Below are 17,150 nucleotides of genomic sequence, written 5' to 3'. Positions count from 1 at the left end.
TCCTTAACCCAACATCGAAGCCAGACGCGCGACGATTTCGCTTTGCGCCAGCGTTTCTTGCGTTCCACTCTGCAGGTCTTTTACGACGACCTGCTGGTTAGCGACTTCAGTTTCGCCTAGTACCAGGGCAACACGCGCACCCCATTTATCAGCACGGGCGAACTGTTTCTTGAAATTGCCGCCACCGTAGTTAGTCATAACTTTCAGCTCAGGCAGCGCATCACGCAGTGTTTCAGCCAGTTGCATAGCCACGCTTTGCGTGCCAGCACCGGATGAGATCACGTAGGTGTCGACGGTTGCCGGTGCTTTGAAGTCCGGGTTTACGGCCTGAACCAGTAATACCAAACGTTCCAGCCCCATGGCGAAACCGACACCCGGTGTTGCACGACCGCCCAGTTGTTCGACCAGACCGTCGTAGCGGCCCCCCGCACACACAGTCCCTTGTGAGCCTAAGCTGCTGGTTACCCATTCGAACACGGTGCGGTTGTAATAATCCAGACCGCGCACAAGTCGCTGATTAACCGTATATGGGATACCAGACTGCTCTAAAAGTTCACACAGACCTGCAAAGTGTTCTCTTGATTCTTCATCAAGATAATCACCCAGCTCCGGTGCATCATTTAATAACGTCTGAATATCGGGATTTTTGGAGTCCAGAACACGCAGCGGATTGCTGTACATGCGACGTTTACAGTCTTCATCCAGCTTGTCTTTATGTTGCTCAAGGAAAGCCACCAGCGCATCACGATAGTCCGCGCGGGCTTCCAGTGAACCGATAGAGTTCAGTTCCAGCGCCACGTGCTCAGAAATCCCCAGCGCGCGCCACCAGCGGGCGGTCAGCAGAATTAATTCGGCATCAATGTCCGGCCCTTGCAGACCAAAGACTTCTACACCCAACTGATTGAACTGACGATAGCGACCTTTTTGCGGGCGTTCGTAACGGAACATCGGACCGATGTACCACAGACGTTGTTCCTGATTGTACAGCAGACCATGTTCAATACCGGCGCGCACGCAGCCCGCCGTACCTTCCGGACGCAGCGTCAGGCTTTCGCCGTTGCGGTCTTCAAAGGTATACATTTCTTTTTCCACGACATCAGTCACTTCACCGATAGCGCGTTTAAACAATGGGGTCTGCTCTACAATCGGCATACGGATTTCACTGTAGCCGTAACTGCCAAGCACTTGTTTCAACGATCCTTCAATACGTTGCCACAGGGCTGTGTCTTCTGGCAGGTAGTCGTTCATGCCGCGAATGGCCTGGATATTCTTTGCCACGTCAGTTCTCTATCGTTTTATAAAAAATGAACCCGATTATAGGGGCTTTGTGGCTTGTGGTTCAACGCACAGACGCCATTACCCCAGTCGGGTTCAATATAATAATGCAGATGTACGCTGACACCTGCAACCGATGTTACTTTTCAAGATGATTGATAACGATACGTTTACTCTCATCCATAATCGCCGCTTTGGCGCGAATTTTTGCTTCTAACTGGTCGATCATATCATTGTTATCAAAACGCTCTCTCTGACGGACACCGTCTTCATAGAAACCGCTTTTGTTATGACCGCCGGTGACGCCCATGGTAGAAACCAGCGCTTCGCCCGGACCGTTAACCACACAACCAATGATCGAAACGTCCATTGGCGTGATGATATCTTCCAGACGTTGTTCCAGCGCATTCACGGTACCGATGACATCAAACTCCTGACGCGAACAAGTCGGACAGGCAATAAAGTTGATACCACGGGAACGGATACGCAGTGATTTGAGGATATCGAATCCGACTTTGACTTCTTCAACCGGATCAGCCGCCAGCGAAATACGCAGCGTGTCGCCGATACCTTCTGAGAGCAGCAGGCCCAGACCAATGGCTGATTTAACGGAACCTGCACGCAGGCCACCGGCTTCGGTAATTCCCAGATGCAGAGGCTGAACAATTTGCTTAGCCAGCAGGCGGTAGGACTCAACAGCCAGGAAAACGTCAGAGGCTTTTACGCTGACTTTGAACTGGTCGAAGTTAAGACGGTCAAGAATATCAACGTGGCGCATCGCCGATTCCAGCAGCGCTTGCGGCGTAGGTTCGCCGTACTTTTCCTGAATATCTTTTTCCAGGGAGCCACCGTTCACACCGATACGGATAGGAATATTTTTGTCGCGTGCGCAATCCACCACGGAGCGGATGCGGGATTCGTTACCGATGTTACCTGGATTAATACGCAGGCAATCTACGCCGTATTCTGCAACCTGCAGGGCGATGCGGTAATCGAAATGAATATCAGCGACCAGCGGGACATTAACCTGCTGTTTGATAAGTTTGAATGCTTCTGCCGCATCCATGGTTGGCACAGAAACGCGAACAATGTCGACACCGACGCGTTCCAGTGATTTGATCTGTGCGACTGTCGCCGCGACATCTGTGGTGCGAGTGTTGGTCATCGATTGCACCGCAATCGGTGCTCCGTCACCTACAGGCACCTTGCCGACATAAATCCGGGTTGATTTGCGACGGGTAATGGGTGCTTGGTTATGCATTACTTCACTCTCCATCGTTGCAATCGTCTGACAAACTGCCGATTACTCGGCAGCTAAGGTCAGGCGCGCAACACGGCTTGATTTTACAAAACGACTTAAATCAACCGGCTTGCCCTGGAATTGGATATCCACCGCCCCCGGCGCACCGATTTTCAGTTTATACGGCGCAGTGCCCTTCACGCTGAAGGTCTCTCCGCCTTTCTTCATGCCGCTGAACAGGGTTTTCCCTGATGCGTCATCAATCTGGAACCAGCAGTCAGCTTTAAAGGTAAAGGTCACCGCTTGTGGATCCGCACCTGCTGCCGCAGTTTGTGCATCACCGGTTGGTAGACCGTTTTCAGCAGTTGCAGGCTGACTGGTTGAAACAGCGGCAGGCGCTTGCTCCGCTGGCGTACCTGATGCTGCCGGTGCGTTGCTTGCTGCTGCGCCCGGTGCGGTATTCAGCGGGATAGAATTCTGCGGCTGTGTTGTGTTTGCAGCAGGAGCCGGGTCAGAAGAAGTATCTTCTGTTGTCGGTGCAGAATTCGCATTGTCGCCCAGAGGAATAGTTTGCCCCTGGCCGTTATCCTGATTCAGTTGTGCCGATGACTGATCGGCCATTGTTGCGATTTCCTGCTGTTGCGCCTGATGATTTTGCCACCACCACGCACCGGTCAGGCCAATCACCACAAACACTACCAGCCAGGTAAAGCCCATCAGCCAGCCATCGCGTTTTTTGCGAGACTTACCGAGAGAGAATCCCTGCATTGAAGCCACTTTAGGCACTTTAATCGGCGCTTGTTTACCGATCAGACCTAATAATTCTTCTTCCGGGACATGAACCAGTTTTGCATAGGAACGGAGGTAACCACGCAGGAAAGTCGGCGCAAGATCGGCCGGCGTCGTTTCTTCTTCGATTTGGCGAATAGTTGAGACTTTCAGACACAGGCGTTCTGCAACAGCCTGATGACTAAGACCTAACTGTTCACGAGCCTGACGCAGACGTTCGCCTGTAGTCAGTTTTGCATTATTTTCTTGAGGGGCTTCAGTATTCATTGGCTAAGAACTGCTGGTACTGTTTAGATTGTGGATAACTACGCGCAAGTTGCTTACCGTAGCGTTGAACGCTATCCGGGTTGCCCGCTAACGCAGCGAATCGAATTTGTAACATGAGGCTGTCGGCAGTTGCTGGCAGAACATGTTGATATACATCCAGTAATAGTTTCGCCTGAGCGCGGTTCCCTTCCCCAAATTCTTTGGTTGCCTCAGTCAGCAAGGGTGCGCCTTTATCGGGATCCACTTTCAATGCCCGGCTTAGTAACACTCGCGCTTCCTCATTCTGATTGGCCTTCAGAAAACAGTAGCCTGCATTTTCCAGACTGTCAGCAACCTGACCGTAATCAGGCGCATTAGCTGCGGCGCTAAACTGCTGTTGTGCGGGTACATACTGCCCTAAACTACACAAAAACGCACCGTAATTATTTAAGACCGTCCCATTTTGCGGCGCCAGCTGCAACGCTTGCTGGTAGCGGCTTTCCGCTGCTTTCTGATTGCCGTTTTTTTGCTCGTAAAGCGCCATGCCAAGCTGTGTCCGATAATCCTGCGGCGCACCGTCAACGGCTTTCTGCAGATTCTGCCTGGCCGCCTCCATGTTCCCCTGATTCAGGTACGCCATGCCAAGTTCGAGACGCGTTTGTGCTGCGCCGCTGGCCTGTTGCGTTTCTTTCGGTGAACTGGAACATCCCGCCAGTAAAGCCACAGTCATGCCTGCGGCGATCAGCATTTTCACACTGCCCTTCATTGCCATGCTTAATTCCCTTTACCCTGCCAGCGACAATAAAACAGCGGGCTTCGACGGAACACCGTGGCGAAGCCCATTGGGATCAGACGGCTTTTACGGAAATCTGTTGCTCGCCTGCCATTTTTTTCTTCAACGTACGTTTGGTACGGTCGATAACATCACCGGCCAGCTGACCACACGCGGCATCAATGTCATCACCACGGGTTTTGCGCACGATAACTGTAAAGCCATAATCCATCAGCACTTTAGAGAAACGATCAATACGGCTGTTCGAGCTGCGGCCATACGGCGCGCCCGGGAACGGGTTCCATGGGATCAGGTTGATTTTGCATGGCGTATTCTTCAGACGCTCAGCCAGTTCATGCGCATGCTCGGTGCCATCATTGATGTGATCCAGCATAACGTATTCGATGGTAACGCGGCCCTGATTGGCGTTGGATTTGCTAATATAACGCTCAACCGCGGCCAGGAAGGTATCGATATTGTACTTGCGGTTGATCGGCACAATTTCGTCACGAATGGCGTCGTTAGGTGCATGCAGGGAAATCGCCAGCGCGACATCAATCATATCGCCCAGCTTGTCCAGCGCAGGGACGACACCCGATGTGGAAAGCGTCACGCGACGTTTTGACAAACCGAAACCGAAATCGTCGAGCATGATTTCCATGGCCGGAACCACGTTATTGAGGTTCAGCAAAGGTTCGCCCATGCCCATCATCACCACGTTGGTGATGGGGCGCGTACCGGCCACTTTCGCCGCACCGATAATTTTTGCCGCACGCCATACCTGACCAATAATTTCGGACACACGCAGGTTACGGTTAAAGCCCTGTTGCGCCGTGGAACAGAAAGTACATTCCAGTGCACAGCCGACCTGAGAGGAAACGCAAAGCGTCGCACGGTCGCCGTCCGGGATATACACGGTTTCAACCAGTTGTCCGCCCACCTGAATCGCCCACTTGATGGTGCCGTCAGTTGAACGTTGTTCTGACGCGACTTCCGGTGCACGAATTTCTGCAACGCGGGCCAGCTTTTCACGCAGCGCCTTATTGATATCGGTCATTTGCTCGAAATCATCGCTGCAGTAGTGATACATCCACTTCATGACCTGATCAGCACGGAACGGTTTTTCGCCCATGTTGATGAAGAACTCACGCATTTGCTTGCGGTTAAGGTCAAGAAGGTTAATTTTTGCGGCAGCAGGCACGACAGTATTCACGGCTTCTGCGGAAACAGCGTTATTTTCAGACAAAATTGGCTCGGACGTGTTGGATTCTAACATGATGAAAATGGCCTCGTTGTTACACGTTATGGCGTATTGGAAGTGCAGAGCCTGGCCCGAAAGGTAACGGCTGGCCTGCAAATAAAATTGCGCCCCGAAGAGGCTGGCTCATTCGGGGCGCAACATTGTACAAATTTTAGGGCACGGTTGCCATGTTTGGAAAGTACAGTTACAAAATTCTTGTGAATTTGCGGCTTATCTTCCAGCAACGGTGACTCAAAAATCTTAACGCGGGCAGATTTCGCTTTCGGTAAAGAAGTAAGCGATTTCGCGTTGTGCAGATTCTACAGCGTCAGAACCGTGAACCGCGTTAGCAGTGAAGCTATCCGCGAAGTCTGCACGCAGTGTGCCAGCCAGTGCGTTGTCCGGGTTAGTTGCGCCCATGATGTCACGGTTACGCTGAACCGCGTTTTCACCTTCCAGAACCTGAACCATGATCGGGCCAGAGGTCATGAACTCAACCAGACCGTCGAAGAACGGACGGCCTTTGTGTTCTGCGTAGAAGCCTTCAGCTTGTTCTTTCGTCAATTTCAGCATTTTAGACGCGATGATGGTGAAGCCAGCGCGTTCGAAACGTGCGTAGATAGCACCGATGTCGTTGTTAGCTACGGAGTTTGGCTTGATGATGGAGAAAGTGCGTTCGATAGTCATGAAAAAACCTCTGTCTGACTTTTATAGGTAGGGCCGGTTAATTTAATGTTATACCTGCCGTAAAATGGCGGTGATTATAGGGAGCGAAGTTACGATTGCCTACCCGAATCACAACATTTAATTAAAAAAATGTGTGATTAATTCACTATCGAACCTAAACCACCTATTTCCCGCAAACAAAACAGGGGCAAAACGGTGCTTTCCCCTGGTGTCCTCTCACTTTATGCCTGTCCTGACGAAGGAATAATATTGCGTAACCAGCTTCCCCACTTGCGCTGATAGAACGGCTGGGTGTGGCTGATCAGATAATGGCTGATGCCACGCTCTTTTTCAGAAACGATACAGAAATCCACCGGACGCTCGTCGGGAGAGGTTTCACTCGCCACATTCCCTGCCTCGCGGATCAGCGCGTCAATCTCCTGCTCATCACCGTCCGCTTCGACGCCAATCAGCAGGTTTGGCTGTTCATCCACGGCTTTATCGTGGATCAGCGCCATAAATGCACGGCGCACCGGTTTCTTCTGAGTGAAAAGCGTGGTGAGCGCGTCGATCATGGCGGAAGGATACTCCTCCGGCTGGCCGATCAGCAGCTGGCTTTCTTTATCCAGCACCAGCTCAGACGGCGCATTTAACCCGCCATTGCTCAGCAACAGCGTGACCTCGTTCGGGGTGAATTCCTTGCCGTACTCCGACTTCGGATTCAGAAACAACTCCTCCCCTTGTGTCATTTCAAACAACACGCGGGCAGGCAGCGCGACAAACGCCTGCTCATCCGGGCTTTCGCCGGCACTGGCTTTTTCCAGAACCTCCACAGAGGAAAAGAAAGGAATGATTGAGCTGCCGTCCTGTTTTTCCCAGTGCAAAACATTCAGTTCACTGCCTGCGGTAATCGCCACACTGCCCTGCTTTTCAGCGTCATCCTGCCCTGCATCACCGAGCACAAACACGGTGGACTCCAGCAAAGTTTGATAAAACGCCGGACGCCAGGCAGGCGCGGTGACAGACAGGCGGAGCAGGCGCTCCAGCTCGTTTTCACCGTCGGTCGCCGCCGCGCTGGCAGGGAGATGATCGTGTGGGACACTCATGGTTCTTAACTCCGCTAGTGGTATAAAACGGGGCGCTGTTAAGCGCCCCGTTGTGCTTCATGCATTGCTTTCTAAAACTTACTTCGCCTTAGCTAACAGCAGGTTGGCGACGGTACGCACCCCCAGACCTGTCGCACCGGCAGACCACTGATCCGCCGCGCTTTTGCGGTACGTTGCGGAACAGTCGATGTGCAGCCAGCCTTTCTTATAGTCAGTGACGAAATGAGACAAGAACGCAGCGGCTGTGCTTGCGCCCGCAGTGTGTGCAGGACCGGCAATGTTGTTCAACTCGGCAAAGTTAGACGGCAGATGTGAACGGTGGAATTCTTCCAGTGGCAGACGCCAGAACGGTTCGTGTTCGGCTTTCGCGCTTTCCAGCAGTTCGCCTGCCAGTCCATCGTCAAAGCTGAACAGTGCGTGATAATCGTTACCCAGCGCAGTTTTCGCCGCACCGGTCAGCGTGGCCGCATCAATGATCAGTTCAGGCTTTTGCGCAGAAGCGTCGATCAGGCCATCAGCCAGCACCAGACGGCCTTCGGCGTCGGTGTTCATCACTTCAACGGTTTTACCGTTGCGGTAGCGGATAATGTCGCCCAGTTTCAGTGCATTGCCGCTGACCATGTTATCCGCGCAGCACAGATACAGTTTCACACGTTTATTCAGACCGTTCGCCGCAGCCAGCGCCAGTGCGCCGGTCAGCGTGGCCGCGCCGCCCATATCCGCTTTCATGGAATCCATTGACGCGCTTGGCTTCAGGCTGTAACCGCCGGTATCAAAAGTGATACCTTTGCCGACCAGACAGGCGTAAACCGGTGCATCTGCGTCGCCGCCCGGGTTGTAATCCAGCGCCAGTAATACCGGCGGACGGTCAGAACCGCGGCCCACGGTGTGGATACCCATATAACTTTGCTGACGCAGGTCGTCGCCTTTGGTGATGCGGTAGCTGACTTTTTCATTACCGAATTCACACATCAGATCAACCGCGCGGGTCGCCAGTTGTTCAGGGGACAAATCCTCTGCCGGGGTATTAATGGTATTACGTACCCAGTCGATGATTTTCAGCCGTTGTTTAAGCGTGTTCGCGTCATCTTCGGACAATTCTGCCCATTCAACGTTGCGTGTGCCTTTCGGGCCACGGAAGCCTTGCCAGAATGCCCAGCTATTTTCGAGATCCCAGCCTTCACCCGCCAGTTTAACATTTTTAACACCCTGACCGTCGATACGACGCGCGGCACGGGCAATGACCGTCAGCACATCGCCGCCATTCAAATGAATGGTCATACCGGCGGAATCGGTGCTCAGTGTGGCTTTTTCGCCCCAGCGCGCATCAGCAGGCTGGGAAGAAAGGAATACGGACATTGCTTCATTGGTCGTGACTTCGGAACTCATAACAGCACTCCTGATGTTTTTTATCTTCAATGAATATTCATTTTCAATGACAGGCAAATCACCCTTTCATCGGGTGGCACTTCATTTCGTATAAACAGGTGGCAACTCACGCAGGCGGCGGACAGATTTCACCACCAGCGCAATCGCATAATCAATTTCTTCTTCCGTTGTCCAGCGCCCCAGCGAGAAGCGAAGGGAGCTGTGCGCCAGTTCTTCACTTAATCCCAGAGCACGCAGAACATAGGAAGGCTCAAGGCTGGCAGACGTACAAGCCGAACCTGACGATACCGCCAGATCTTTCAACGCCATGATCAGAGACTCCCCTTCTACACCGGCAAAACTGACGTTGAGAATATTCGGTGCCGCATGTTTCGGCGTGCCGTTCAGAAACACCTGATCCAGCGCCTGAATGCCTTTCCACAGGCGATCGCGCAGTTCAGTCAGACGCGCTACTTCGGCGGTCATTTCTTCTTTGGCGATACGATAAGCCTCGCCCATCCCGACAATCTGATGCACCGGCAATGTACCGGAACGCATGCCGCGTTCATGACCGCCGCCGTGGATTTGCGCGTCAATCCGCACTTTCGGTTTACGACTCACGTACAGCGCGCCGATGCCTTTCGGGCCGTAAATCTTATGCGCGGAAAACGACATCAGATCAACCTGCAACTCGCTGAGATCAATCGCAATCTTGCCCACACTTTGGGTCGCATCCACATGGAAAAGGATGCCCCGACTGCGGCACAGTTCGCCGATGGTCGCAATATCCTGTACCACGCCGATTTCATTATTCACCTGCATGATGGACACCAGAATGGTGTCCGGGCGCAGCGCCGCTTCAATCGCCGCTGGCGGAATAAAACCATCTGCCTGCGGCGACAGATAGGTGACGTCGAAGTCTTCGGTTTCCAGTTGAGCACAGGTGTCTAACACCGCTTTATGCTCAGTCTGGCTGGTAATAATGTGTTTGCCTTTCGCGCTGTGCGCGTGGGCGGCACCTTTAATCGCCAGATTGTCAGATTCGGTGGCGCCCGACGTGAAGACGATTTCACGCGGATCGGCATTAATCAGCTCGGCAATCTGGTTACGCGCCACATCCACCGCCTCTTCAGCCTGCCAGCCGAAACGGTGAGAACGGGAAGCCGGATTACCGAAAGTACCGTCCAGTGTTAAACACTGCATCATTTTCTGTGCAACACGCGGATCAACCGGCGTGGTGGCAGAGTAATCAAGATAAATAGGTAATTTCATGGCAGGTAAGCTCCGGACTGCGCGTTCGGCTTCGAACGAAAGAATTAAAAAACGACATCCAGTTTAAAACGGGTTCACGGCTTCTTAAAAGGGAAATGACGCTTTGCGGGCACTAATCGGTAAGAATTGACGTCAGAAAAGCAAAAGCCCGCGGAAATGTGCATTTCCGCGGGCTTTGAGTAACGTAAAAATTCACATGCTTCCCCTAAATCATTCGTGTCGCATCAAGGCGGCAACGGAGCAAACCCCGAGGCGACGCGAAGGATGACAGGGATTAGGCTCGAAGATTGACGTTGATAGTTTCCATCTGGCGGCCATTCGGCTGACGACGGGTTTCACCGTTCTGACGGTCAGCCACTTCCAGGATTTCCTGATTATTGACCAGCTCTGCCAGCGTAATATTGTTCAGGAAGCCGCTGATGCGTTCGCTCAGATCACGCCATAAGGTGTGAGTCAGGCAACGTTCGCCATTCTGGCAGCCTTCTTTACCCTGGCAACGGGTCGCATCGACAGATTCGTCAACGGCAGTAATCACGGCACCAACGGCGATATCACCAGAATCTTTACCTAACAGATAACCACCGCCCGGACCACGAACACTGGCAACCAGACCATTTTTGCGTAAGCGCGAGAAAAGCTGCTCCAGGTAAGAAAGGGAAATACCCTGACGCTCAGAAATGTCAGCCAGTGGTACTGGTCCTTCCTGGGAATGCAGTGCAACATCGAGCATAGCGGTCACGGCATAACGGCCTTTGGATGTCAGTCTCATAGCATGGTTACCTGTTTAAATGACTTAGAAATTCAATAGTGCGGAACATGCAAACGAGTCTGCCATTCCCGAGTAAAACAGTCAACTATTTAACCTAGTAATTTACTCAAGTATTACAGAGCGGGCAGAACCGCACGATTTCTGTCATTTACTGATAATCGACAACCCTTTGATAAAAAGCCACAAACCGGTGTTTTATAATCAAATTCCGATACTTATTCTTTGTTGCTATGAGTCTTTTCAATCGACGTCAGGATACCGCGCAGGATGTTTAATTCCTGAGATTCAGGTCGTGCACGGGTAAACAGACGGCGTAATTTGCTCATCACCTGCCCCGGATGTGCCTGACGAATAAAGCCGGTTTCCAGCAAGGTTTTTTCCAGATGCTGATAAAAACGTTCGAGATCGTCGACCAGCGGATACGGCGTTTCTTCATATTCAATCTGCGGTTTTGCCGCTTCCAGCAAGGCCAGATGTGCGACGCGTACTTCATAGGCAATAATCTGCACAGCCATCGCCAGATTCAGCGAGCTGTATTCAGGGTTTGCCGGAATGCACACGTGATAGTTACATTTTTGCAGTTCTTCGTTGGTCAGCCCGACGCGTTCACGGCCAAACACCAGCGCCACCGGCGCGGTTTGTGCGGCTTTCGCACTGTGCTCACCGCACTCGCGCGGTTCAAGCATCGGCCAAGGCAGTGTGCGGGAACGTGCGCTGGTGCCGATCACCAGACTACAGCCAGCCAGCGCTTCATCAAGCGTATTAACAATTGTCGCGTTACCGATGACATCACTGGCTCCGGCAGACAAAGAGATAGCCTGAGAGTCAGGTTTTACCAGCGGATTCACCAGATAAAGGCTTGATAAGCCCATGGTTTTCATAGCACGGGCGGTAGAGCCCATATTGCCAGTGTGGGACGTTTCTACTAATACAATGCGGATATTGGGCAGCATAGGAACTCTTAACCAGACGGAAAATCACAACAGCCTAACACAACGGTAGTTAATTTTCAGAACCCCTGCTATACTGCGCGCCGTTTCCCGTATTCCCGTTCTTTAACATCCTAGTTGGAAGATATCCATGCATCCGATGCTCACCATCGCCGTGCGCGCTGCGCGCAAGGCCGGTAACCTGATTGCCAAACATTACGAAACGCCAGACTCTGTAGAATCTACACAAAAAGGTACCAACGATTTTGTTACCAACGTAGACCGCGATGCAGAACACATGATTATCGATGTTATTCGCAAATCCTATCCAAAACACACCATCATCAGTGAAGAGTGTGGCGAGCTGGAAGGCGAAGACAAAGACGTACAATGGATTATCGACCCGCTGGATGGCACCACCAACTTCGTTAAACGCTTCCCACATTTCGCTGTTTCTATCGCCGTGCGCATCAAAGGCCGCACTGAAGTCGCGGTAGTTTACGATCCAATGCGTAACGAACTGTTCACCGCGAGCCGTGGTCAGGGCGCACAGTTGAACGGTTACCGTCTGCGCGGTACTAACGCGAAAGATCTCGACGGCACCATTCTGGCGACCGGTTTCCCGTTCAAAGCAAAACAACACGCAACCAGCTACATGAATGTGGTTGGCAAACTGTTCACCGAATGTGCAGACTTCCGCCGCACCGGTTCTGCTGCGCTGGATCTGGCCTACGTGGCCGCTGGCCGCGTTGACGGTTTCTTCGAAATCGCCCTCAAGCCCTGGGATTTCGCTGGCGGTGAACTGCTGGTTCGTGAATCCGGCGGCGTGGTGACTGACTTTGTTGGCGGCCACAACCACTTCTCGTCAGGCAACATCGTTGCCGGCAACCCACGCGTCGTTAAAGGTATTCTGATGACCATGCGTGATGAACTGAGCGAAGCGCTGAAGCGTTAATTCCGCTGAGTATCAGTTAAAAAAAACGGACGTCCTTTCGGGCGTCCGTTTTTTTATGTCTGTTGTTTATGTACAGGAGGTTATCCCCTGAATGGCCCGCCGGTTATCGGTGAAACATCACCGCCGCCGGTGCTGAAGAGCAAAATGCCCGCCACCAGCAGCACAATTCCGCCGGTCAGCGCCAGCAGTGACCAGGTGATCCGCTGCCACGCCGCAGGCGTGCGGGTTGCGCTTAGTTTCACTGCCAGCGCACGGCTGTAAAACACCAGCACACCAATCAGCGAGACGGTCAGCGAGGTGCCGATAGCCATCGTAATGGCTGAAATCACGCCCCAGTTGTAGACGCCAATCACCTTGGAAAACAGCAATACCATGATCGCGCCGGAACACGGGCGTAATCCCATCGCCAGCACAATCGCCACCTGCGTGCGTAAATCTCCGCCCGCCTGAAGCTGCTGATCGTTTGGCACATGCTGATGGCCGCAACCGCAATGTTCGTCGTGGACATGCGTTTCATTGCCCATCGGCGACAGGCTGTGGATTTTCATGGCGTGAACCGGACGCAAACTGTTGATGGTTTGCCACATCCGTTTAAGCGCCCGCCAGCACAACAGCAACCCCAGCAACATCACCAGAATGAAACTGCCCCGCTCCATCCAGAAACTGCTCTGATGCAGCTGACGCGAAGACAGTTGCAGCACGCCGAGCACCACACTGACCAATAATATTGCCACCAGCCCCTGCACAATCGCCGACGCGAAGGTCAGCTTCAGGCTGTTTTTCAGTCGCGAAGGATGCGTCGCCAGATAGGTGGTGATAACGATTTTGCCGTGCCCCGGCCCGATGGCGTGGATCACGCCATAAATCAGGCTAAAACCGGCCAGCATCATACCCGCCTGCATCGGATTTTCTTTCACCTGCCGCAGCAGACCCGCCAGTTCCTGATGTAACTCCCGCTGCCAGATAATGCTGCTGAGCAAAATACGCGGCCAGTAATGGATTAACAGGGAAGCGCCGCCCGCCAGCAGCAACAGAAATACTGCCAGCGGCCAGAGATCGCGCCAGGACAGGGTTTTCGATGGCGTGGAGATTAATGACATTCCAGCGTGACCTTCTGAGCAAATTGCTGACCAAGATCCATGTCTTCCGGCGGGGCATCAGCCTTATCGAGTGACAGGGCATAATTTTGCAGCGAGGCATCCGGCTTCGGCGTAAACAGCGCCAGCGTACAGCGTTTTTCCAGCGCCGGTGGCAGATGCAACGCGGTTTTGTCTTTATAGGTCATATCGACAAAATACGAAGGATCAAAAGTGGAGAATTCCATCGGTTTGCCTTCCAGCCCTTGCGGTTTGGCCAGCGGCAGGACGAATTCCAGCACTGCCTGATCGCCCTTACGGGAAAGCTGATATTCACTGGGCAGATCCAGATATTTCACCGGTTTTCCGTCGCGATAGAAATCCGTGAAGTAATGCTGGCTCAGCACCCGCGCCATGACTTCGGCCGCCAGTTTCTTCCAGATATCCGACCCCGGTTTGGCGTTCTGTGCGTCGTACAGCAAATCTGCCGAGGTGATTTCATCCATCGTCCAGACCATTTTCAGCCCGGTCAGCGAGGTTTCATTCGCCACCAGCGTGGTCTGCATATCAATAAAACTGTGCGGGTGCGCCAGCACCGTTGCGGGCAGACAGAACAGCGCAACGCCCAGCCATTTGGCGTAACGGGAGAAAGGCCGGTTCCGGGCCTGGTGTAACGTCATTTCCATATCAGGCGCCATTATATTGTTACTAAGTAACAGTATTTTGCTGTGCATTTAACCGGTCGTCAAAAATATCTGTGATCTGAGTTGTAAGCCGGAGTAAAAGCCAATCCCCGCGCCTTATTGCGGGCATTCGCTTTGCTATGCTTGACTAATAATTTCAGGCGATACCTTTTCGGCAGGTGATATGAATCCAGAAAAACAGCCCTCCCCTGCGCTTTCCGCTACGCAACGCCGTTGCCACGTGTTGCTGATGCTGTACGCGCCGCTGACGGCGGTTCAGCTGGAGATCATCAGCGAAATTAACGGCGTCGGGCTAGACATGACGTGGGAAGATCTGGCGGAAGTGACCTGCGAAATTCAGCGGATCCACCAGCTTGATGTGCTGCAGTACAGCGAAAAAGAATGCCGCATTCAGGGCGATACGCTCGCTCAAAGGCTGTGTTTATTTCAGGGCTTGCGCCGTACATTGCGCATTTCACCGGACTTCGTTTCCCGCCATTTTATTCCCTGGCTGCATATCGCCTTCGAAGGCCAGGCCTGCCCGAAGGCTGCTCTGCGCACCGACATTCTTGGCATGATGCTGGAAGACTGCGGCGCGTTATTACCCAAACCCCTGAGCGGACACGACCGCCAGCTGATGCTCATCTGCCTGCAATACTGTCTGTGGCAAAACAATGGCCCGACCGGCTTACGCTTCACCGAACAACAGCGTCGCTGGCTGCGCGAAAAGCCCGAATATCCTGCCGCCCGCGAACTGTTTATTCAGTTACAGGAACTCAGCAACGGCCGGCTGGATGAGTGCGAATGTGAGTTTTTCACCCTGATGTTACGCATGCTGAAAATCCACAGTTATCAGAGTTCCGGTTCGACGGAAGATCAGCGGCTGTTATTAGAAATTGAAAATATGGTGGCGCGTTTTCAGGATATCGCCGGGATGAAATTCAGCAGTTACGAAGGGCTGGTCGGCCAGCTTTTCGCCCATCTGGGCCCGGCGATCGAACGCTGTCATTTTGGCATCGGCATCGACAATCTGATGCAGGAAGAAGTGAACCGCATGTATCCGCGTCTGGTGCGAACCACCCGCGAGGCGTTGCAGGGTTTCGAACACGAATATCTGATTACGCTTTCTGAGGATGAAATCGGGCTGGTGGCGATCACTTTCGGCGCGTGGCTGATGCAGGGTAATGCCTTGCAGGAAAAACAAATTTTGCTGCTGACGCACGACAATCCGCAGCTGGAAGAAGCGGTCGAGCAGCAAATTCGCGAAGCGACGCTGCTGCCGCTGAACATTAAATATCAGACGCTGGCGGATTTCTATAAATTTGGTGCGCCGAGTGGCGTAGCGCTGATTGTCACCCCTTACGCCACCCGCAGCACCGACGCCGACCCGCTGGTGATCCACACGCAACTACCGCTGGCCAAAGAGCAGCGTAAACGTATCCGCTCGCTGCTCGAAGCCCCCTAACGGGCTGACGTCACCGGCGCTGACGGCGTAACCACCGGACGCAGGAAAATCGCCGGCACCGCCAGCAGCGCCATCACCCAGAACAATCCGGCATGCAGATGTTCGAACAGGAAACCGGATACCATGGTCATCACGGCCACGCCGCCCCCCATCGCCAGTGCGGAATACACCGATTGCAGGCGGATCACCTGATCACGTGGTCGTGCAGCGATAAATCGCATGCCCGCCAGATGGCAAACCGTAAACGTGCCACAGTGCAGAATCTGCATCACAATCAGCCACGGCAACGCGGTAAACGCCCCCATCATTCCCCAGCGCACCACGCCACACACGGCCGAAAGCAGCAGCAGATCCCGCGCTGACCAGCGGCTGAACAGCTGTTTGCTAAAGGTAAAGACCAGCACTTCCGCCACGACGCCCAGCGACCACAAATAGCCGATGGTCGTGGAAGAATAGCCCACGTCCTGCCAGTAAATTGCACTGAAACCGTAATACGCCGCATGGGCGCCCTGCAACAGCGTCACACATAACAGGAAACGCCAGACTGGTTTTTCGCCAAGCAACGCTTTCCACGAAATACCCGGCGCACCGCTGGTACGCGGCTCTCCCACCGGCTTCACGCTCGGGCGCAGCAACATGCCGAGCAACATCGCGGCCACGCCTGCGGTCAGTGTGTACAAAATCGCCTTATGACCGTAGACCTCAGCCAGCTTGCCGGTCACCGCTGATCCAATCACGAAGGCAATGGAGCCCCAGACACGCACCTTACCGTAATCCATATTGATCTGGCGTTGCAACGTGCCTGCCAGCGCATCGGTCAGCGGAACCAGCGGACCGAAAAACAGACTGAAACCGGCAATGTTGATCATCAGCCACGCCCAGCCGTTGCCAAACCAGAACCCGACGGCAAACGCCAGCGTAAGCAGCGCCAGAATACGCAAACCGGTGATGAGGTAAGACGGGTCTTTGATGGACGGAGAAATGATTAACGTGCCGAGAAAACGGGCGACCAGACCCGCACCCAGCAACAAGCCGATGCTTTCGGAGGAGATCCCCTCACCTTTAAGCCACAGGCCCCAGAAAGGAAGAAAAATACCGTAACTGAAAAAATAGGTGAAATAACTGAGTGCAAGCCAGCGCGTGGAACGCAATTCCATAAATCCTCCGGTGTGAGGCCAATACTTTGACAAAGCTCACAATCGCTAGCAATCCGCAGACGCTTTCATACTCCCGTAATGTCTGCCAGCTCACAAATTCTGATACATGCCCATAAAAAAACCCGCCGTAGCGGGTTTTAGC

At 53.2% G+C, this 17,150-nt stretch carries 16 protein-coding genes; 2 read left to right on the top strand and 14 right to left on the bottom strand.

What is annotated here, in order from left to right:
* Positions 1 to 3 precede the first annotated feature (3 nt).
* From hisS to trmJ, 11 genes are all read right to left on the bottom strand, one after another.
* Positions 4 to 1,278 (bottom strand): histidine--tRNA ligase, encoded by a 1,275-nt coding sequence (gene hisS / locus GW591_RS00820; protein ID WP_119261344.1) that lies wholly within the window; start codon positions 1,276 to 1,278, stop codon positions 4 to 6.
* Positions 1,279 to 1,414: 136 nt separating this feature from the next.
* Positions 1,415 to 2,536 carry a flavodoxin-dependent (E)-4-hydroxy-3-methylbut-2-enyl-diphosphate synthase gene (gene ispG, locus GW591_RS00815; protein WP_013574371.1) on the bottom strand — a complete coding sequence of 374 codons (1,122 nt, stop codon included), beginning with the start codon at positions 2,534 to 2,536 and terminating at the stop codon, positions 1,415 to 1,417.
* A gap of 42 nt (positions 2,537 to 2,578) precedes the next feature.
* The gene (gene rodZ, locus GW591_RS00810; protein ID WP_013574370.1) at positions 2,579 to 3,571 is read right to left on the bottom strand and encodes a cytoskeleton protein RodZ; all 993 of its coding nucleotides are present in this window, start codon (positions 3,569 to 3,571) and stop codon (positions 2,579 to 2,581) included.
* A complete protein-coding gene (gene pilW, locus GW591_RS00805) occupies positions 3,561 to 4,298 on the bottom strand; it encodes a type IV pilus biogenesis/stability protein PilW (protein WP_041673193.1) in 738 nt (245 codons plus the stop codon). Before pilW ends, rodZ begins: the two co-directional genes overlap by 11 nt.
* Positions 4,299 to 4,398: 100 nt before the next feature.
* Positions 4,399 to 5,598, bottom strand: coding sequence for a bifunctional tRNA (adenosine(37)-C2)-methyltransferase TrmG/ribosomal RNA large subunit methyltransferase RlmN (locus GW591_RS00800; RefSeq protein WP_013574368.1), 1,200 nt, complete (start codon positions 5,596 to 5,598; stop codon positions 4,399 to 4,401).
* Between the two features lie 225 nt (positions 5,599 to 5,823).
* Positions 5,824 to 6,249, bottom strand: a complete 426-nt coding sequence (gene ndk, locus GW591_RS00795; RefSeq protein ID WP_013574367.1) for a nucleoside-diphosphate kinase — start codon at positions 6,247 to 6,249, stop codon at positions 5,824 to 5,826.
* Positions 6,250 to 6,470: 221 nt separating this feature from the next.
* Positions 6,471 to 7,334, bottom strand: coding sequence for an enhanced serine sensitivity protein SseB (gene sseB / locus GW591_RS00790; RefSeq protein WP_013574366.1), 864 nt, complete (start codon positions 7,332 to 7,334; stop codon positions 6,471 to 6,473).
* A 78-nt stretch (positions 7,335 to 7,412) separates the two neighbouring features.
* Positions 7,413 to 8,723, bottom strand: coding sequence for an aminopeptidase PepB (pepB, locus tag GW591_RS00785; RefSeq protein ID WP_166859948.1), 1,311 nt, complete (start codon positions 8,721 to 8,723; stop codon positions 7,413 to 7,415).
* A gap of 81 nt (positions 8,724 to 8,804) precedes the next feature.
* Complete coding sequence (locus tag GW591_RS00780) at positions 8,805 to 9,974, bottom strand: IscS subfamily cysteine desulfurase (protein WP_121019584.1); 1,170 nt, start codon at positions 9,972 to 9,974, stop codon at positions 8,805 to 8,807.
* A 274-nt stretch (positions 9,975 to 10,248) separates the two neighbouring features.
* Complete coding sequence (gene iscR, locus GW591_RS00775) at positions 10,249 to 10,743, bottom strand: Fe-S cluster assembly transcriptional regulator IscR (RefSeq protein ID WP_013574363.1); 495 nt, start codon at positions 10,741 to 10,743, stop codon at positions 10,249 to 10,251.
* 215 nt (positions 10,744 to 10,958) lie between these two features.
* Positions 10,959 to 11,696, bottom strand: coding sequence for a tRNA (cytosine(32)/uridine(32)-2'-O)-methyltransferase TrmJ (gene trmJ, locus GW591_RS00770; protein ID WP_121019585.1), 738 nt, complete (start codon positions 11,694 to 11,696; stop codon positions 10,959 to 10,961).
* A gap of 127 nt (positions 11,697 to 11,823) precedes the next feature.
* On the opposite strand from trmJ, the gene suhB reads away from it, so the two are divergent.
* Positions 11,824 to 12,627: an inositol-1-monophosphatase gene (suhB, locus tag GW591_RS00765; RefSeq protein WP_013574361.1), complete on the top strand. Its 804-nt coding sequence runs from the start codon at positions 11,824 to 11,826 to the stop codon at positions 12,625 to 12,627.
* A gap of 80 nt (positions 12,628 to 12,707) precedes the next feature.
* Here the strand turns inward: suhB and GW591_RS00760 are convergent, their stop codons facing one another.
* Complete coding sequence (locus GW591_RS00760) at positions 12,708 to 13,727, bottom strand: nickel/cobalt transporter (RefSeq protein ID WP_119261341.1); 1,020 nt, start codon at positions 13,725 to 13,727, stop codon at positions 12,708 to 12,710.
* A complete protein-coding gene (locus tag GW591_RS00755; protein WP_223509731.1) occupies positions 13,718 to 14,383 on the bottom strand; it encodes a DUF1007 family protein in 666 nt (221 codons plus the stop codon). Before GW591_RS00755 ends, GW591_RS00760 begins: the two co-directional genes overlap by 10 nt.
* A 187-nt stretch (positions 14,384 to 14,570) precedes the next feature.
* On the opposite strand from GW591_RS00755, the gene csiE reads away from it, so the two are divergent.
* Positions 14,571 to 15,851, top strand: coding sequence for a stationary phase inducible protein CsiE (csiE, locus tag GW591_RS00750; protein ID WP_013574358.1), 1,281 nt, complete (start codon positions 14,571 to 14,573; stop codon positions 15,849 to 15,851).
* Here csiE and GW591_RS00745 read toward each other — a convergent pair.
* Entirely contained in the window at positions 15,848 to 17,008 is a 1,161-nt protein-coding gene (locus GW591_RS00745) for a 3-phenylpropionate MFS transporter (protein ID WP_119261340.1), read from the bottom strand. The genes csiE and GW591_RS00745 overlap by 4 nt on opposite strands.
* Positions 17,009 to 17,150: the final 142 nt, after the last annotated feature.

The organism is Rahnella aceris, from assembly GCF_011684115.1.
Classification (GTDB): domain Bacteria; phylum Pseudomonadota; class Gammaproteobacteria; order Enterobacterales; family Enterobacteriaceae; genus Rahnella; species Rahnella aceris.
This window is presented reverse-complemented; position numbering and strand designations above follow the sequence as displayed.